Origin of the sequence: Treponema sp. OMZ 855 (assembly GCF_024181145.1) — a bacterium.
GTDB lineage: Bacteria > Spirochaetota > Spirochaetia > Treponematales > Treponemataceae > Treponema.
The window spans coordinates 470690-489395 of sequence record NZ_CP051194.1 but is presented as its reverse complement, the minus strand read 5'-3'; the positions used below and the strand labels follow the sequence as shown (position 1 = coordinate 489395).

Annotated in this window: 20 protein-coding genes and 3 tRNA genes; 15 read left to right on the top strand and 8 right to left on the bottom strand. The window is 44.5% G+C overall.

Annotated elements, in window-relative coordinates; all coding sequences use genetic code 11:
- Window positions 1-63: 63 nt before the first annotated feature.
- Both E4N65_RS02370 and E4N65_RS02365 read right to left on the bottom strand, forming a co-directional pair.
- Window positions 64-921 (bottom strand): methyl-accepting chemotaxis protein, encoded by an 858-nt coding sequence (locus E4N65_RS02370; protein ID WP_253673902.1) that lies wholly within the window; start codon window positions 919-921, stop codon window positions 64-66.
- Between the two features lie 10 nt (window positions 922-931).
- The gene (locus E4N65_RS02365; RefSeq protein WP_253673901.1) at window positions 932-1705 is read right to left on the bottom strand and encodes an oxygen-binding di-iron domain-containing protein; all 774 of its coding nucleotides are present in this window, start codon (window positions 1703-1705) and stop codon (window positions 932-934) included.
- 245 nt (window positions 1706-1950) lie between these two features.
- On the opposite strand from E4N65_RS02365, the gene E4N65_RS02360 reads away from it, so the two are divergent.
- From E4N65_RS02360 to csrA, 6 genes are all read left to right on the top strand, one after another.
- On the top strand, window positions 1951-3483 hold the full coding sequence (locus E4N65_RS02360) for a hypothetical protein (RefSeq protein ID WP_253673899.1): 1533 nt from the start codon (window positions 1951-1953) through the stop codon (window positions 3481-3483).
- 477 nt (window positions 3484-3960) lie between these two features.
- Window positions 3961-4455 (top strand): hypothetical protein, encoded by a 495-nt coding sequence (locus tag E4N65_RS02355; RefSeq protein ID WP_253673897.1) that lies wholly within the window; start codon window positions 3961-3963, stop codon window positions 4453-4455.
- Between the two features lie 31 nt (window positions 4456-4486).
- Window positions 4487-6364, top strand: coding sequence for a flagellar hook-associated protein FlgK (gene flgK / locus E4N65_RS02350; protein WP_253673895.1), 1878 nt, complete (start codon window positions 4487-4489; stop codon window positions 6362-6364).
- A gap of 15 nt (window positions 6365-6379) precedes the next feature.
- A complete protein-coding gene (locus tag E4N65_RS02345; protein ID WP_253673893.1) occupies window positions 6380-7624 on the top strand; it encodes a flagellar hook-associated protein 3 in 1245 nt (414 codons plus the stop codon).
- 27 nt (window positions 7625-7651) lie between these two features.
- On the top strand, window positions 7652-8098 hold the full coding sequence (gene fliW, locus E4N65_RS02340) for a flagellar assembly protein FliW (RefSeq protein WP_253673892.1): 447 nt from the start codon (window positions 7652-7654) through the stop codon (window positions 8096-8098).
- Entirely contained in the window at window positions 8092-8313 is a 222-nt protein-coding gene (gene csrA / locus E4N65_RS02335; RefSeq protein ID WP_006188992.1) for a carbon storage regulator CsrA, read from the top strand. The genes fliW and csrA overlap by 7 nt, the downstream gene beginning before the upstream one ends.
- Window positions 8314-8383: 70 nt before the next feature.
- On the opposite strand, the gene E4N65_RS02330 is transcribed toward csrA, so the two are convergent.
- The 3 genes from E4N65_RS02330 to tsaE are packed head-to-tail and all read right to left on the bottom strand — an operon-like array spanning window position 8384 to window position 10590.
- On the bottom strand, window positions 8384-9469 hold the full coding sequence (locus tag E4N65_RS02330; RefSeq protein ID WP_253673890.1) for an HD-GYP domain-containing protein: 1086 nt from the start codon (window positions 9467-9469) through the stop codon (window positions 8384-8386).
- Between the two features lie 3 nt (window positions 9470-9472).
- Window positions 9473-10138 carry a tRNA (adenosine(37)-N6)-threonylcarbamoyltransferase complex dimerization subunit type 1 TsaB gene (tsaB, locus tag E4N65_RS02325; protein ID WP_253673888.1) on the bottom strand — a complete coding sequence of 222 codons (666 nt, stop codon included), beginning with the start codon at window positions 10136-10138 and terminating at the stop codon, window positions 9473-9475.
- Window positions 10135-10590: a tRNA (adenosine(37)-N6)-threonylcarbamoyltransferase complex ATPase subunit type 1 TsaE gene (gene tsaE, locus E4N65_RS02320; RefSeq protein WP_253673887.1), complete on the bottom strand. Its 456-nt coding sequence runs from the start codon at window positions 10588-10590 to the stop codon at window positions 10135-10137. Before tsaE ends, tsaB begins: the two co-directional genes overlap by 4 nt.
- Before the next feature lie 320 nt (window positions 10591-10910).
- On the opposite strand from tsaE, the gene E4N65_RS02315 reads away from it, so the two are divergent.
- The 9 genes from E4N65_RS02315 to E4N65_RS02275 all read left to right on the top strand — a co-directional run bounded on the left by E4N65_RS02315 (window position 10911) and on the right by E4N65_RS02275 (window position 17628).
- Window positions 10911-11738 (top strand): RluA family pseudouridine synthase, encoded by an 828-nt coding sequence (locus tag E4N65_RS02315; RefSeq protein ID WP_253673886.1) that lies wholly within the window; start codon window positions 10911-10913, stop codon window positions 11736-11738.
- Window positions 11735-12577, top strand: a complete 843-nt coding sequence (locus E4N65_RS02310) for an RsmB/NOP family class I SAM-dependent RNA methyltransferase (RefSeq protein WP_253673885.1) — start codon at window positions 11735-11737, stop codon at window positions 12575-12577. Before E4N65_RS02315 ends, E4N65_RS02310 begins: the two co-directional genes overlap by 4 nt.
- 61 nt (window positions 12578-12638) lie before the next feature.
- Window positions 12639-13367, top strand: a complete 729-nt coding sequence (trmB, locus tag E4N65_RS02305; RefSeq protein ID WP_081984459.1) for a tRNA (guanosine(46)-N7)-methyltransferase TrmB — start codon at window positions 12639-12641, stop codon at window positions 13365-13367.
- A 243-nt stretch (window positions 13368-13610) separates the two neighbouring features.
- Window positions 13611-13949, top strand: coding sequence for a hypothetical protein (locus E4N65_RS02300; protein WP_253673884.1), 339 nt, complete (start codon window positions 13611-13613; stop codon window positions 13947-13949).
- 9 nt (window positions 13950-13958) lie between these two features.
- A complete protein-coding gene (locus E4N65_RS02295; protein WP_044013662.1) occupies window positions 13959-14333 on the top strand; it encodes a chorismate mutase in 375 nt (124 codons plus the stop codon).
- Window positions 14334-14399: 66 nt separating this feature from the next.
- Window positions 14400-16031, top strand: a complete 1632-nt coding sequence (locus tag E4N65_RS02290) for a glycogen synthase (protein WP_253673883.1) — start codon at window positions 14400-14402, stop codon at window positions 16029-16031.
- 76 nt (window positions 16032-16107) lie between these two features.
- Window positions 16108-16464, top strand: a complete 357-nt coding sequence (locus tag E4N65_RS02285) for a hypothetical protein (protein ID WP_253673882.1) — start codon at window positions 16108-16110, stop codon at window positions 16462-16464.
- A 71-nt stretch (window positions 16465-16535) separates the two neighbouring features.
- Complete coding sequence (locus tag E4N65_RS02280; protein ID WP_253673880.1) at window positions 16536-17465, top strand: 2-oxo acid dehydrogenase subunit E2; 930 nt, start codon at window positions 16536-16538, stop codon at window positions 17463-17465.
- 90 nt (window positions 17466-17555) lie between these two features.
- Window positions 17556-17628 (top strand) — tRNA-Phe (locus tag E4N65_RS02275).
- 273 nt (window positions 17629-17901) lie between these two features.
- Here E4N65_RS02275 and E4N65_RS02270 read toward each other — a convergent pair.
- The 3 genes from E4N65_RS02270 to E4N65_RS02260 form a co-directional block, all read right to left on the bottom strand.
- Window positions 17902-17983 (bottom strand) — tRNA-Tyr (locus E4N65_RS02270).
- Between the two features lie 9 nt (window positions 17984-17992).
- Window positions 17993-18066 (bottom strand) — tRNA-Thr (locus E4N65_RS02265).
- A 77-nt stretch (window positions 18067-18143) separates the two neighbouring features.
- The gene (locus E4N65_RS02260; protein WP_253673878.1) at window positions 18144-18686 is read right to left on the bottom strand and encodes a hypothetical protein; all 543 of its coding nucleotides are present in this window, start codon (window positions 18684-18686) and stop codon (window positions 18144-18146) included.
- Between the last annotated feature and the right edge of the window lie 20 nt (window positions 18687-18706).

Below are 18706 nucleotides of genomic sequence, written 5' to 3'. Positions count from 1 at the left end.
TGTAGTTCTGAAAACATTTTTGGACGAGGACGGCAATGGTTTAGAACCGCAACAACGTTTCCTCTATTCTTTTTTCTGCAATAAGGTACCCAAATGCCGGTGGCTGGTCTGTACTACTTCCAATACGGCGCTTGTCTCTTTTAAGAATGCTTCAATATCTTTAAGCGAGCTAAAACCGCCGTGGATAGTAGTATCCTGCTCTTTAATCGAAGAGGATATTTCTGCCAACGCAAGACCGGCTGCATCCAAAGTCTCTGAATTTTTATCATAGGTGGAAAGAATACCGGTGAATGATTCTTGAAACTTTGAAAAGAGTGAAATAAAAAGGGTCATACTTTCACTGATGCTTTTTACCGATGACTGTAACTCAGCCATTTTTGTCTCAATCATTTTAGCAAAGGTGCCGGTTTTGGTAGAAAGGTTTCGTACCTCATTTGCAATAATTCTAAAACCGTCGCCCGCCTTGCCTGCATGAGCGGCTTCAATTGAAGCATTAATAGCCAAAATACCGGTTTTTATCGAAATGTTTTGGATATCTGAGACCATCGCTTTAACTTCACCGGTGTGTTCTTTGAGCGTTTCAAATGAGGCTGCTGTGGTTCGTGCAGTGGCTGCCGCTTCATCGATTTCACCAAGCCGATTATGGATTTCTTTTTGCAGTGTTTTTCGTCCGCTAAGCACCGCATCTAATAAATCATCTACATGGTTCGCATTCGCAGCAGAAGAGCTACTCTCTTTTTGGATTTCTTCAAATACTGAAAGGATTGTTTCAAACCGTTGCTCCAGCTGCTCCATGGAGCTATTGATAATTTGAAACGAATGTCGCGTTACATAGTCTAATACAACACCTTTATTGTACTTAACAACAATTTTATCTACTAAATCGGCAAAATTCTGCAGAGCTGCTTGTTCATCTACCATATATTATTCCCTAAAATAACCTATCAAGATAATCGACTCCGCATTGCAAATGAGAAAGCCAATTTAAGAAGAGCTCTACCTTGTCGTCTGTATAAATAGCCCCGTGCTGCGGCGCAATAATGATAGGATTTAATAGCCGTACAGCTTCAACCCAGCGCTTGACAATCTTATTGGCTGCCATATATCGGACATGGAACGGTTCGATCAACGGGATATGCTTTTGGAAATCATCGATAAAGAGCGTTTCATCTTCCTCTTTCTCAAACACCGCAGCACCGATATCGCCGCTGAACAAAATACGGGAACATTCATCAAAGAGTGAAAACTGCCCCGGAGAATGCATAAAGTGGGAGGGAATATAACGTATTTTGTTGCCGGAAGGTAAAGAAACGCTCATCCCTTTATCGGGGATACCGGTCATACGTGAAACGTCAACAATACCGAAGTGAGGCATAAAACGGAGCCAAAGAGAAGAAATATAAATCTGTGCCTGTGTAACACCAAGCCACAGAGCGATGCCCGAAGATACATCGGGATCTTGATGAGAGAAAAAGATGATGTCTATTTTATCTACTGATATAAATCTACTGACGGCGGTTACTACCTGTGAAAAAAGATGTACCCCACCCGGATCCAGCAGAATACCGCGGCCGTTATCAATGATGAGATACTGCATGGTCTGTACGGCACCCTTTCGGTATTTTGTTTCGCCGCCCAGCCAGATAAATTTATGATTTTCATCTTCGTAAAGGATCTTACCTTGTATATTTGTATCGCGTGTCATTATTTTTCTATCACCTCGTATTCAAAGACTGTATTTAGGGCATCTCTAAAAAACCGGGTTTTTTAGAGGTTTCCCTTAACAATATACAAACGCAGTATACCGATAAATTAGGCGATAGACAAGCACACGATATGCATAGTGTACGTCCATTCAGCTTTTAAGAGATGCTGACAAATATCAAAAAAAAGTATATAGTACGGCTGGATTTCGAGCAAAAAGCCCGTTTCTGCAAAGGAGTATATAATATGAAATACGTCAAATTATGTGTCTTTACCCTTATGATGCTTATTTTTACGGTATCATGCGGTAATAAAGATACAAAGAATATCATAAGCATTAAAAAGGCATCGACCGAAAAGCTTATCAGTGCATTCGAAAAATTTGAAAATAATTTTATGCTGCGCAGTGATGTTTTTGATAACGGCTCTGCAAAAGCAGAATTTTTCCTTACCGACTATGATCTGCAAGGGCCTAAAGCGCAAGACATATTACAAACAAAAACGATTGCCGATACGATGATCGCAAATAAAATCGGTATAACAGGGCTTTGGATCAACGATAAAAAGGCTCAAGCATTTAAGTATTCGTATGCATTGAATAATATTTTAATAAACGAAGAAAAAACCGACCTGATAAATATTGTTATGGGGCAAAAAAATATTGAAGCGGCGAGTCCTTCGATATTCAATAAAACATTTTCCATTCCTGCACAAGACCTCGGAAAAGCCCTTTCGCTTATCGACTCTAAGGAATTTCCCGCAAATCTCAATATCGATTTAACCTACAATACATTGAAAACACTGAGTTCCATCCGGCCGAATAAAGCCTCGCAAAAACGCTATGATAAAGCGCAAGATATTCTCTATAAGAACGCAGTTATCACACGGAACGGCGATACGTATTCCATCGTATTCAATAATGATGATGTCATTAAATTTATCCCTGCGCTGATAGATGCGGTAAAAAACGATAACCGTTTAACATTCCTCTGGAAGTTTTATGAAAAACTCTTAGAAAAAGAATTTAAAGAGATTGAAGAAAAATTCAATACGGAAATAAAAGATAACATAAAAGACTGTACTTTTACGGAAGAGCTGACCGTTAAAGATAACCTTGTCGAAAAAGCTCAGTATACGGTTGCTGTCAGCGGAAAAGAGATAGTCACATTCGGCTGCGGCATCAAAAATTATGAAAACCCGATCGACGGCATGACATACACGCTCAATATTACAGGGTCTAATACCGCAGATAAAGACTCGAAGGCGAGTATAGTATCCTGTGTGTTTGCTTCTAAGGGCTCTGTAACCGACACGGCAGCCGATATCGATTGTTCCGTCTCCGTATCTTTTACGGATAATCCCGATACTCCGCTGCTTCCGGTTTTTGATATGCATGGTTCATTTTATGCCGATACCGCAAAACAGAACGAAAACTTTAAAATCGGTATGGACATGGATATAACACCCTCGCGTAATGACAACATGAACGAAAGCATAGCGGCCTCAATGCAGGCATCAGGGAGTGTTATAAAAGCGCCGGATATGATTACGTATAACATCGATACCATCAACATTGAGATGGAGGAACTCGAGAAGGAAAAGTATACTCTTAAGCTCGGAACCGATGCATCGGTTATATTCAGCAAAAACATCCTTGAGGATATCAGTATGCCTAAAGAAACGGTCAATGTTCTCGAAACAAAAGTCAATGAGTGGCAAGCTATTAAAGACGAAATCACGGCAAACTTGAAAGCACTTTCAACTTTGCTAAATCTATAAAACAAAACACACCGCATACCGCATGCACGAAATTTTCCTCAAAATTTCGTGCATTTTTTTTCTTCTATAAAGAAAGCGGGGAATATTCATAAAACGTCTGATGCGTTTCCTTCCTTCTGCGTGAAATTTTATCCAAAATTCCACGCACTTTATTCTAAAAGAGGGAAACGCATCAGATGAATAAATTAAATTCCGCAAAATAGAAGTTACAGCTTTGGCAAAAACCTTTCCGTTAGCCTTTTGAAAATAGGGGTGCCGGATACAAGGCGCAGAGTGAATAACACCCGCAGGCGTGCTTTTTGCATGTCGAGGACTGTTATTCACTCTGCAACGCTGTAGACGGTATGCATATTTTCAAAAGGAAAGGTTGAATAGCCCTTTTATTCTGCGGGCAATGCACCAAGAAATCTGATGCGTTTCCCGATTGTCCTCAAGGTTTTCCGCTAAATTCCGACACTGTAGCAGAAGGGGTATAAAATGGACAAAATATCGGCTGCAGAGAAAATCGAACAGGTCTTGCAGCAGCAAATTACCGTGATGAAAGAAGTATATGCATATCAAAAAGAGCTTTCGGACTCCGTGCGCAACCGTTCATGGGAGGGGATTGAACGCTGCGTACTGAAAAGTACGGAGGCTTCCAATGAATTTTTACGGCTCGATAAGCAGTGTTTTTTGCTTCTCAATCAGCTTGATCCGTATAACGAAGATGGACGTGATTTTTACGGCTACATTGCATTGCTGCCTGCGGAAAATCAAAAAAAGCTCAGTTATTTATATCGTAGTCTGCAACAGCAAGCACAGCTTGCAAAAACGGCAAACGATACGCTTGATGCCTACGTTACACACGTACAGACATTGGTACAAGATATGATGGATGCCGCAGAAATCGGTACAAGAACTTCATTTTATACCCGCACTGGTGCGCCGAGCCAATCGAATTACAGCAGTTTGGTTATCGATACGGTATTTTAACGGATAGTATTCAAGGAGGAAGGTGATAAAAATGTCTACATTTGCTTCGATTGAATTAGGAAAACGCAGTTTATTTGCACACCAGCAGTCCATTCAAACTGCCGGTCATAACATATCGAACTCATCCACGGAAGGATATACCCGTCAGCGTGTTCAGCTCGATTCTTACGAGCCGCTGTATCGTCCCGATCTTTCACGGGCGGAAACTCCCGGACAAATCGGACAGGGTGTTGCCGTCAGCTCCATTACCCGCCTGCGCGACGAGCTGTTGGATCAGCGGATTGTCGCCCAAACCGATAAGCAGGGGTACTGGGAAACACGCGATTCCTACATCTATATGCTGGAACAGCTGTATAACGAACCGGAGGATACTTCCGTTCGGACACGGCTCGATCAGTTTTGGGATTCATGGCAGGAGCTGTCAGTCTATCCCGAATCGACGGCAGCGCGCAGTGCGGTTGCTACCCGCGCAAAAACGCTGACCGATGCCGTGCACCATCAGTATCGGGACTTGCAGGGCATCCGCGATATGATCAACGGCGACATTGAAGCGCGGGTTAAGCAGGTAAACTCCTTTACCCGGCAGATTGCGGCGCTCAATGAAGAAATCGTAAAAGTTAAAGCGATGGGCGACAATCCCAACGACTTGATGGATAAGCGCGATGTATTAACCGAAAAACTAGCCGACCTTATCTCCATCTCTGTAGAGAAGGTGGATGCCGACGAATCCTACATCATTTATTCGGACGGTATGGAGTTGGTACAAGGGCGGACATTCCGCACCTTCGGACTTAAAAGCGGTACTGGAAACGAAGGGTATGCCAATGTCGTATGGGAAGATTCCGGCAATCTTGCGCACTTCGGCGGCGGCAGGCTGGCTGCCCTTATCGAACTGCGCGACGGAGATGTCCGCGACGAAATCAATAAACTCGATACGATGGCAATGAACTTTGTCGACCTTGTTAACGACATTCACCGCAATGCGATGGGCTTAAACGGAAAAACCGGTATCGATTTTTTCAAAGAACAATATTTTATCAACAATACGGTCGGTAATTTCGACCGGAACGGCGACGGTGAATACGATTCTTCATATATCTTCCGTTTGACCGGCGCATATAGCCTTGATCCGCGCGAACAAATCGGATTGGAAGGGACGATCACCCTTTCCGCAGGAACGGGAACAGTTCAAGTACCCTACGCTTCCACTGATATGGTCGCCGACCTTGTAGACCGCATCAACCGTTCCGGTGCGGAAGTCGTCGCATATCTCGACCAAAACAATAAGCTCGTGCTCAAGGGGACAGCGGCGCAGGATACCGAAAATCCCGACTTTGTTATCAGACACGTCGAAGATTCAGGGCGCTTTTTAGCGGGATACGCCGGCGTGCTTACCGGAAGCGGTGCGGAAAACGCCTACGACTGGCAGCAACCCGATGCGGTGAACGTACTGTCGCAGGAAGGTGCACAGTATGCAGTTTCCCCCATTGCGCACCCCTCCGGTTGGATGGAAATCAATCCGGTTGTCGTAAGCGATTTACAGAATATCGCCGCCGGTTACCCCAGTCTTGAAGGTATCCCCTACCCCGGAGACAACCGTGCCGCCGTCGCTATCGCAAAGATACGGAATACGCCGGTTATGGTCGGCAACACCCGCACCTTTGACGAATTCTTCGCCGAGGCTGTTACCAATATGGGCTTAAAGGGCGAACAATCCGAGCTTGCGTTGAATACACAAACCGCTATCGGCAAGGAACTCCGCGATATGCGCGACTCGATTTCCGGTGTCAATATCGACGAAGAATTGGCGGATATTATTAAATTCCAGCACGGCTACAATGCGACTGCTCGTTTTGTCGCTACCGTCAACGAGATGCTCGATACTATCATCAACCGCCTTGGTGTCTAGTTTTGAGGAGTAAGTATGCAACGGATTAGTTCAAATATGCAGCATTCGGACAGCAGCTATTCGGTGCGGAGGCAGGAAAGCAGGCTGCACAAGGTAAACAGTCAACTCAGTACTCAGCGGCGCATCCAGCAGCTCCGCGATGATCCTATCGCTGCAGGACATTCGGTACGCTATAAATCGCTTTTGGCACGGCTTGACCGCTTTGAAAAAAATGCCAAGACGCTCAACGACCAATATAAGGTTGCAGAGGCGCCGATGCAGAGTGCGCTCAACATTATGCAGCGGCTCCGCGAACTTTCCGTAGCGGGTGCAACCGGTACCTATACCGCTTCTGATCTTAAAAAGATGGCGCCCGAAGTAGACGAACTGTTGTACGAGCTTGTTCAAACGGCAAACAGTTTTAGCGCAGACGGCACCCGCCTCTTTGCCGGTACGAAAAGTTTTACCGAACCTTTTGAGATTGTGATGGGCGATATCGACGGCGCAGGTTCCGCCGTTATTACCAATGTACGGTACAACGGTTCCATCGACACTAAACAGGTGGAAAGCGATGAGCTTTCGTTTATGGAGGCAAATCAGGCAGGGAACCGTATCTTCTGGGCGGAACGGCAAACGCTCTTTTCCGCAACCGATGCACGGAACTTTATCGTACAGCAGGACAGTGTCATCGAGATAGACGGCGTTACTATCCCGCTCATCGCAGGCGATAACGTCTATGCAATTATGTCTAAGATCAACAGCTCAGGCGCAGCGGTTAAGGCTTCGCTCGACCCCGTTACCAACGGTATGAATATCGAAACGACCGATGCACGGCAGCTCTGGCTACGCGATGCCGGAGAGGGAAACGTACTCGCCTCTCTCGGTATTGTCAAACCTCAGCAGCGGCCGCCGTACAACCTTGCCGATTCGGTGCGCGTATCGGGAGGTTCGCTTTTTGATGCGGTCATCGCGATGCGCAACGCGATGTATGCAGGCGACCATGAATCGCTCGGCGGCAAAGTACTCGGTAGTGTGGACGGAGCTATCGACAACCTCGCAGCGCGGCTTGCAGAAAACGGCTCCCGCTATGAACGCGCGGAAGCGGCGCTCGCCCGTTTGAATATGCAGATACCGAATGTAACGGGAGCAGAATCCCGCGAAGCCGATTTGGATTTGACACAAGCTATTTCCGATCTTAAAATGTATGAGTATACGCATCAAGCATCGTTAAGCACGGTCGGCAATTTATATAAAAACACGCTGCTCAATTATTTAAGATAACGATGACAAAAGAAAGGGAGTTTTAGTATGGAAATAAAAACGAAGGCGCTGGGTACGGTTACGATTGAAGAAGATCAAATCATCACCCTGTCTGAAGGTTTTTACGGATTTAAAAAGTATCACCGCTTTGCCTTGCTCGATGCAAAGCAAAAGCCGTTTATATGGATTCAGTCGCTTGACGATGCAGAGCTTGCGTTTATCGCCATCGATCCTTTTATCTTCCGGCCTGACTATGAACTGGACATCGATGATAGTTTGCTCGAACCGCTCGGCATTGAATCTCCGTCGGACGTACTGGTGTTTGCATTGGTTACCGTTCCGTCGGACGGCTCGGCAATTACGGCAAATCTGCAAGGCCCGCTCATCATCAATAAAAAGAATAAAAAGGCAATGCAGCTGGTCATCGGCGGGGAAAAATGGAAGACTAAGCATGATATCGTCGCTGAAATGAAACGCGGAGGTTCGTCATGTTAATCCTTTCCCGAAAAACAAACCAAAAAATCCGCGTCGGCGATTCAATTGAAATTACCGTTATCGAAGTACGGGGAGATCAGGTTAAAATCGGCGTTGAAGCCCCCCGCTCCGTCAAAGTATTCCGCGAAGAAATTTACGACGAAATTCAGCGTGAAAATAAAGCGGCGCTCGCGACCGGCAATATCGATTCGCTTGCTCAACTGGGATTAAAGTAAAAAACGGTAATACAATACGGGAGCATTGCATTACTGCGATGCCTTCCCGATCACGTGCCGCAGTCGCCGATTATACTACAGCCCGATCCTCGGGTACGCGTGACTGTTCCGTCTCATCATCTTTGAGAGTGTGCCATACTTTATCAAATGCGTGGTGAATCTCTTTAAAATATGCTACGAGCTGCGGATCAAAATGCTTCCCTGCGTTCTCAAAAATATATTGGACAGCTTCATCATGTGAAAGCTCGCTTTTATACGATCGTTTCATACGCAGTGCATCATATACATCAGCTATTGCGACAATCCTTGCCGAAAGCGGTATCATCTCACCTTCAAGCTTAAACGGATATCCGCTGCCGTCCCACCGTTCATGATGGCTTAATGTTATTTCCTTTGCCATTGCAATAGGATAAGATGACACAATAAGAGCGCCATTGATTGTATGTTCTTTCATCACTTCCCATTCAATGCCGGTTAATTTGCTCTGTTTTTGCAAAATATAATCCGGTGTACCGATTTTCCCTACATCATGGATAGCGGCCAAAACGGAAATATTATCAACAAAGTCTTGATTAATTTGGGGATACCGGTTAAGTCCAAACAAGTATTCGGAAAACTCTCGGCAATAAAAATTGAGCCGTTGTGCATGATTTCCCGTATCATTGTCTTTCAGCATTGACGCTTCTAACAACCCATTGAGCATCATTTTGTACATTCCGGTCTGCTCTGCTGTTACATCTTCAATAATTACCCAATATCCAAGCAGATAACGATTATCCCTATCAAAAATAGGATGAACCCGCACTCTCGTATACAGGGTTTTTAATGTGTGCGATTTATGCACCATATTACCGATCCATGACCAGCCTTTTTCCGGTGACCGTATACTTTCAAAAAAGTCTTTTATCTCCGCTTGAGTAAAAACTCTGCCGAAAACATTAAAAAGAGGCTTCTTCTCCAATGCGTAATAACCCGCAAGTAATGTATACACGCTCTTGGTCATGTAGCGTATAACTAAATTACTGTCAATAATCATAGTAGGAATGCTTCTCGCATTTGTCAATTCAGCAAGTTCGTCAAAATACGCCTCTTGTTCTTCCGATGACATCGCTCCCGTAATCGGCTGTTCCTGTTTCGAGGATATACTTTTTTCCATAATTTAGTCCTTCTCTGCATCGCTCTTTCGAATATACTGAGGCCCTGCATAGTCTGCAGCATTCTTCAGTACATTACCGTGCTTTTGCATATACTTAATCATCGAATACGCAAAAGAGAGAGAGTCCGCTTCAATAAAATGAAAGCGGATACTACTTTGCACAATTGCAGCAGTGTTTTTAAACACTGCCGTGCCGTAGCCGGTAACCAGCCATTCTTCGTTTTCCGAAAAGTGCGGGAGTAAATCAGCCGCCGGTTTGTCAAAAGCTTCTGTTACCGCTTTTCCATTTTTAAAAAGCTGCGCATAAAAGCGTTCCCGTTTTGCATCTATTATTACGGCAATATTTCCATTCCACGCCTCATACTGCGATGCTATGCATGGGAGCGTAGGAATAGGAATAAAACAGCTGTTACTGCTCAGCTGCAATGCTTTCGCCGCTGCAAATCCGAGTCTTAGGCCGGTAAAAGAACCGGGACCTTCCGGCGCCAATACCGTTTCCGTATCGGCGGCAGTAAATCCCGCGGCTGATACGGCTGCATCGATAAGGGGGAGCAACCGTTCTGCGTGGGACGGACCGTTACCGGCGAAGGATTGCGTAACTAATCCGTTAGGACCGTATGCCGCAACTGAAAGGGTTGAAGTGAGGGTATCTATTGCAAGTATATTCATGGTGCTACCTCATATTCGATTAAGCTGTCCGTTTCATACGGCCAGTTCGTGATGGTAATAGTTCTGCTCGTATCTTCTTCCGGCTTGATATGAATAAGTACGGTACGTGCCGGTAATTCCGACATAATTTTTTCACTCCACTCGATAATACACACGCCCTGACCGTACAGCATATCCTCAACACCGAGATCTAAAAAATCTTCCGGTGAGCTGAGCCGATACACATCCATGTGATAAAGCGGCAAGCGTCCGTAATATTCCGATATGATGGTGAAGGTGGGACTGGTAACAGCTTCGGATATATCAAGCCCTTGCGCAACGCCTTTTGTCAGCTGCGTTTTTCCTGCTGCGAGCGTCCCTTGCAGAGCAAGCACATCGCCTGCATTGAGTAAGCGGCCTAAAGCCCGACCAAAGTTGATAGTATCTTCTACTGTTTTTGTTCTGTATACCATATCAGCCCTAACTTTTTTCTTAGTTGAAGAAAGCATCCTTCGTAATAGTTACAAGCATAATATACTATTCCGAAATCCGCTGTTTGTATAGGTCATCAACAGAAGCAAAAGAACGAATACTCTTTCCTAACGGATAATTTACTATCAATAAATCCACACCCAATGGGGGGGGGGGGGGGGGGGGGGTAATCCTATAAAAAATACACTTTTTCATAATATCTTCTCCTCTGAAATCACCATAGCACTCGTATAATGGTTTGTCAAGCATATTGTCTCGGTAGAAAAAAACAACTATAATGCGTTTCTGTTATCCTTGAATTATGTGTAAAGAAACTACCCGTATTTATTTTGAAGATGATTACTGTGCGGTTGCCTATAAAGCAAGCGGTGAAAATTCCCAGACGTTTTTCGCGCCGCTTTTTCCGCATAAACCGTTTGTAGCTCCGGTTAACCGGCTTGATACTCCCGTATCAGGTATCGTATTGCTGGCTTTTTCTGCCCAGATACAAACGCTGTTTTCCCGTGCATTTGAAGCCGAAGCTGTGCAAAAAGAATATTGGGCAATATGTGAACGGTCTACAGAACATCCCGCAGAAGTATCGGAGCCGCAGCGGCTGGAGCATTGGCTCGGCTTTCATACCAAAACACAAAAAGCCTTTATCGGCGCAGCTCCTATCGATATAACTCCTGCAAAGGCAACGTCTACCGATATCACAAAACCTAAAAAGCATAAGAAGCCGGCGCTTAAAAAAGCCGTTTTATATTGGACGCTGTGCGGAGAAGGAGACCGGTACGACTTTATCCGTATTAGGCCGGAAACAGGGCGCACGCATCAGATTAGGGTACAGATGGCAGCCGCCGGACATCCCATCAAGGGAGACTTAAAATACGGAGCGCGGCGCAGTGAATCGAACGGCGGCATACGCTTGCATTCCTACAAGCTCTCGTTTATCCATCCGATTACGCACCAAAACATTACCGTTGAAGCGCCGCCTATGCAGCCCGACACCCTTTGGCATGCCTGCATGGCGGCATGCACAAACAGTACAATGGCCACAAATAAAGGAGAAGCGGACGCAGGTGCGGATACAACCGCTCCAGCTACATTACCTACAAGCCATCAAATAGACGCGGAGCGGCACCCGTGAAGCGGTCGAAGCAGGTAAGTGGGGCAGCCGCGTTTGAAGCTTACTACAGCGCTCTTTTCGGCGACCGTTGGCCGACGCTTCGGGAAGCGCTTCTCAAAGAGACGCAGCCGGTGGCGTTTTCGGTGTGCGGCGGAAGGCCGTATTATCTTGACCAAGCGAGTATCTATGCGGCACAGGCGCTTCCGTCGATTGATGAGGGCAGCTATTTAGATATGTGCGCCGCTCCGGGCGGCAAAACGCTGGTGCTTGCCTCCGGTATGGGACAGGAAGCCCAGATACAGGCAAACGAGTTGTCGCGGGCACGCCGAGCGCGGCTGCTCACCGTACTTGATGAGCACCTGCCGCCGGACATAAGCGCCCGCATCGAAGTTACCGGCTATGACGCCGCTACCCTCCCCCGCTATCGGCAAGCGTATTACGACCGCATTTTACTGGATGCGCCTTGTTCTTCGGAGCGCCATGTGCTTACCGATGCGAAATACCTTGCCTGCTGGACACCTGCACGGATTAAAATGCTGGTGCAGCGGCAATGGGCGCTCCTTTCGGCAGCTTTCTTACTATTAAAACCGGGCGGCTTTTTAGTATACGCAACCTGTGCGCTTGCCGATGCAGAAAACGACGGCGTCGTACAAAAGTTGTTAAAAAAATACGGAACCGAAGCCGCCATTCACAGCGGTACCGCAGCAATGGAATTTGCCGCAACCAATACCAAAACAGCCGGCAAAAACAGCACACCGCTGATGCTCGGCGAAAAAACGCTGTTCGGCAGCCGTTTTTTGCCCGATACCTGCGGGGGAGCAGGCCCCTTGTATTTTTCGCTTATCGAAAAAACGAATTAAGAGAAGGAATACCATGATAACAGAACAGACAGACCATAGTGAACAAACCGGCGTAGCCGATATGCCGCCGCAGGGACGACCCATTAGAACCTTTGTACTGCGGAAAGGGCGGATTACCGAGGCTCAAAAAAAAGCGTATGCGGAATATGCGCCGCGCTGGTGCATCCCCTACAAAGCGCAACAGCTTTCTTTTAAAGAAATCTTTGCGAATGATCATCCGGTCATCATCGAAATAGGATTCGGCATGGGGGTCGCAACAGCTGAAATCGCAGCGCAGCATCCCGAAATCAACTATATCGGCATTGAGGTTTTTCAAGCAGGGGTCGGAAAGCTCTTAAACGAAATTGAGCAGCGCGGGCTTAAAAATATCCGCATTATCGAACACGACGCTATTGAAGTATTGGAAAAGATGATCCCCGACGCCTCAATCGCAGGCTTCCATATCTTTTTCCCCGACCCATGGCAAAAGAAAAAACACCATAAACGGAGGCTGCTCCATCGCCCAAGAACCGACCTGCTGGCTCAAAAACTGCAAGAAAACGGCTACCTCTATATGGTAACCGATTGGTACGACTATGCAGAGGATGCCTTTGCCGAACTTTCGGCCACTGAAGGGCTCCGGTCAAAATACGAAGGGTTCGCCCCTCCGCAGCCATGGCGTCCCAAAACCAAGTTTGAACAAAAAGGCCTCAATAAAGCGCACCCCATCACCGAACTGATGTTTATCCGACCTGCACACGACAGGGTAAATGCATCAGGCCGTTTTTTAGTAGCCCCGCAGAATAAGTGAGTCTATTCAACCAGAGTTGAACCGCTCTGCAGTTCAAATGGTCTCATAGCCTCACTTATTCTGCGCTTTTTATTTACTCTGCCTGATGCGTTTACCCGTCTGCTAGGAAAAGGTGCGAAATTTTAGGAAAAATTTCGCACTAAAAAGGTCCATATTCATTCACGTAAAAATCTAACCGAAATGCGAGGGCTTGCATGTTCCAATCGGACAAGTTATACTCGGTCAGTGATGGCATCTCCGATAATGAGAAAACAAGTTACTATTCGTTTTTTACATAGAACCGTACTCTTCCTCTTTACCGTTCTGATTGCCTTATCCGTTTTATTTGTGTTAGGGAACATTCAAAACTTTTTGGATTCAAGCCAGATCATTATTTTGCAATTTCTTATCGCAGGCGGCATTTTACTGTTCTTAATTGCCGTTTTTGCTTTATTGTTTGAAATCAACTACAATATCTATTTACGGAAGCCCTACTACCTCGGACGCTGTATTATCAGCGGTATTGCTTGTATATTCGGACTCGTAATTGCAATTGCAGCCTCCGCTATTCTTTTACTTTCGAGCGGTCTTAATCTGGTATAAGGACATACAATGATGTTTTGGAAAAAACTGTACGCAGGAAGAGCAGCCGTATGTACTCAAAATACGCAGGAGCAGATCAAAACAGCCGTCGTTACGGCGTACACACGCTTTTTGGAACTCAACAGATTGCATGAAAAAGATATCGTTTCCCTACAATTTTCGATTACATCCGATATAACAGCGGCAAATCCTGCAACTTTATTGCGCTCCGCCGGTTATGCTTCTGCGGTCGCCCTTTTTTGCAGTACGGAACCGGATATCGACGGCAGTCCTCACGGTATCATTCGCTTCCTTTTCTATTACTATGGAAAAAAGAAAGCGATACCGGTTTATTTGGGCGGGGCGGAAAAACTCAGGCCGGATCTGTTTCATCGCACAACATAGCGGATATTTCTGAAAACTTCGGTTTTAAGAGGTACCCTTTACTTTCTTTAAGGATATTCCAGTTTTATGAGCACCAAGGAAAATAATGGATTGATATGGGTTGTAAGCCGTGAATATGCCGGCTTTGCAGAAGCCGGAGGCGTAAAAAACGTCGTAAAGTCATTGGCAGAAGCAGCGGCAGCTTACGGTCTTACGGTTACGGTATTTTTGCCCCGTTACGGAAACAATAGCGAAGATCTCGATAACTGCATCGGAGAAGCACAGATACGTGTCGGTGATACCCCGCATTTGGTGAGATATTTTGAACTTTTCAGGAAAAACATCCGTTTCATCTTTATCGACTCCGGTATTTTCACGGAAAAAAAAGATATTTATACCTACTGCGCCGAAGAACTCGATTATTTTCGGGAAAAGCTGCACCGGCCTGATCTTAAAAAAGGAGACGGTTACATCGACAACCACGAAATGAACGTATTATTTCAAAAAGCGGTCTATTGTTACGGATTACGCAACCATACTGCTCCGCAGGTATTGCACTGCCATGATGCCCACACCGCTTTGCTTCCTGCGTTCATCTCTGCCCGATGTACGGGCAGGCGGCTATTTCGGCATACCCGTACACTTATCACCATCCATAACGCAGGGGACGGCTACCGCCAAACCTTTTATTCGTTCGAATATGCGGCACATTTAACCGATCTTCCTCACAGAGTATTGGAATATGGCAGAGTCGATTATACGGTCGAACCCTTTCTTGTCGGTTCCGCCTTTGCTGATTTAACGACGGTGTCTCCGTGGTATGCAAAGCAGCTGATTTCACCCGAACATTCGCCGTATTCTTATCTTTTTTCAAAAACCCTCGCCCAAAAGCATATTCATATTACCGGTATTACCAACGGAATTGATTTCGCGACATATAATCCTCTCGATATGGAATGCTCAGGACTCCCTTTCGCGTTTGACATACAAAAAGAGCAGTTTGAAGGAAAATATGCCTGCCGTTCATTTTTACTGGACAAACTACAATCGCAGACCTGCACAGCGCCGCTGTATGATGGCATACAACAATACGGCAGCATGAGTACACAAGAAGAGAAGAGAACACTCTACCTGATGTACCACGGCCGGTTGGTTCGGCAAAAAGGCGTCGATGTATTACTCAAAGCAATTCCCCGCATACTGGAACGCTTTCCTAACCTACGGTTTATTGTAATGGGACAGGGAAATCCTGAACTTGAAGCTGAAGCGATCGCCCTCGCTGCCGCGCTGCCCGGAAAATTTGTGTATTGTAAGGGATATAACCGAAAGGCTGCTCGGCTCATCACCGCAGCAGCGGACTTTATTGTTTTACCGAGCTTATTTGAACCGTGTGGCTTGGAAGATCTTATCGCACAAGTTTACGGTACCATCCCGATTGCGAACGCACAAGGAGGCTTGCAAAAAATCATAAACGGGAAAACAGGCTTTTTATATACGCTTCCGAATGGCGAAGAACAAAACACCGACATACATATCAGTGCATTGACGGAAGCCGTATTGAACCAAGCAGAATCTTTTTTTGCAACCGATAAAGCAAGGCTCACCGATATTCCGTATTTTAAAAATATTATTTTACAAGCATGCACAGCGCTCCATACGGAATTTTCATGGAAGCATATTTTTACCCAACAGTATCTAAAACTCTATTTTCCTAATTGATGATTTTTTTTCTTATTATTGAAAGCCCCTCATTTTATGCCGATATAAAAAGAGAGCGCCTATAGCAAGGGAAAAAATGGAAAAAGAGATTATTATACATTTTCTGAATGAGCATTGGGATGAGTTTGCTGATTTGTTATCCGAAACAGCTAATGCGGATGCCGGCCGCACACTTATGGAGAAATTTCCCGATGACTTTTTCGAATTTGCGAATTTACTTTCAAAAATGATGACTGTGCAACAAAGGCAAGCAATTGATAAACAAACAGGGCTTTTAGAAAAAGCACAGCAATTCCGGAAAAACGATTCTCTCAATGACGAAGAAGAACATACTGCAATTATCGTTAAAAACGGCCTTTTTATGGTGCAGCCTCAACGATACAACGAAGCATTGAATAGCTCTTTTAAAACACTGGTCGATTCAGTTCTCTAGTACAAAACGGGAATTTATGAATAATAAAGCATCTCTAATAAGAAATATAAAATCTAATGGAAATAGGAAATATGGAAGACAAACAAACTGAATCGGAACTAAAAAAAACAACTATGGACATTCCAACCAAACGGCGATTCGGCGATAGAAAAGAAGGACGGCGTATCCGTTCGATAGAACCCATGGCGGTAGTAGCTCCCTTTATTATGCCGTCAAGAATAGGAGCACAAAATTTATTTCAAGACAGCATCAATGTCGCTGCGATAGAACATTTCGTACATAAAAAAAGAGCCGATGGCCTTATCGGTTTCGGCATCATGCATGTATTGGTTGCAGCCTATGTGCGGACAATATCACAGCGGCCGGGTATTAATCGATTTTTAAGTGGATTGAGACTTTATGCCCGCCATAACATAGAAGTGGTCATGGCCGTTAAGAAAGAGATGTCGCTGGAAGCCGAAGAAACAATGATGAAATTTTTCTTTGACCGAAGCGCAACCGTCACCGATGTGTATCACCAGATGACTCAGAAAATAGAAGAGTATCGAAATAAACGTGAAGAAAAAGAAAGTGCCTTTGATAAAATTGCGCGTAAACTCGGATTTATGCCGAATTTTCAATTACGTGCGGCAATCGCATTTCTGAACTGGCTTGACTTCCATAACTTGTTGCCGGAAAGCCTGCGACTGCTCAGCCCTTTTCACTGTTCCGTTGTCTTTTCCTCGATGGGCTCGTTAGGTATCCGCCCTATATTTCATCATTTGTACGACTTCGGTAATGCACCCGTATTTATCACTTTTAGCGCGATGCGGAGATCACAAGAAATTGCACGGGACGGTACAGTTACCAATATACGAAACCTTGACCTTGCCGTTACCACCGATGAACGGATTTGTGACGGCTTCTATTATGCCTCCGCTTTCCATGAATTGCATAAATATCTGGAAAATCCCGAACTGCTTGAACAACCGCCGGAAAAAATTATCTACGATATAGAGTAACAAGTTCACCTATTCCGAGTGTCAAGTATAAACTGCAAGCAGGTACTTGACACATATAAAAAAATCGGATATAAATTTTCTATTGTTTTTGCCGTTGTAGCTCAGTCGGTAGAGCAAAGGACTGAAAATCCTTGTGTCGACAGTTCGATTCTGTCCGACGGCATTATTTAATCTTTTCAGTGTTTTAAACCTTTTTTTCAATATTTCCACTATTATCTATTATTATGTATTTTATAGCTGCTGTTGATTTTATATTATATGCTCCAATATAAGTGAGAAGAACGGCGGGTATTAAACCCTCGTACAAATAAACTTGACATATTTTAAAATTAAAAAACTTTAAGTATTTAAATGATTGATGATATGAAAAAATGGAAAATGAAAACCGGCGAACCTCAGCTGGTACATTCGCCTGTATTTATTTTGAAATAAAAAATGGGGAGACAAGGATTCGAACCTTGGAAGGCGGAGCCAACAGATTTACAGTCTGCCCCCTTTGACCGCTCGGGAATCTCCCCATATTGATGAGCCAACTTAGGGATTCGAACCCTAGACCCCGAGATTACAAATCACGTGCTCTGGCCAGCTGAGCTAAGTTGGCATAAATATGGAATATATCATATCGGTTTTCTTTTTGTCTGTCAAGTGTAAAACAAACAAAAAGCTGAAGCATTATCGCTAACTATTCTTTGTAAATCTTTTTATATACTCAAGCAGTTCTTCATATTGTTCTTTAGTCTCAAATGCATCTTTTTTGAAATACAAGAAACGTCCGTTTGTAAATTCTAAAATATAAAAGGCTTCATTATCGATATCAAATAAAAAATCTTTTAATAAAAATTTCGTCGATGTTCCTAACTTTATTGCCTCAACATAACCATCTGTTATTTCTGTAATGACCTCAATTTTGTCTTTTGGCAAATTAAATTTTTCGGCAGCCAGAGCATACTGCTTCCGCAGATTCTTTTTCAATTTCCGTAAATATATTTGTTTTGCAAAAATAATTTCCGCGAGAACCCATAAAATATAGGAGACACCGATAATACTTTGGAATAAGTAGCCTTTAATTAGTATGAGTACCAGCACAAGAAAGCTGATAATGAGACAGGTTAAAAGTATCCTGCGCTTTTTAATATTTTTACTTAGGATACCTGTTTGCTTCCACATATCTATTGTAATATTTATTTGATCTTCTACAGAGACGCTCTCTTTTATAATCATTTATAGTTACCCTTTCGGCT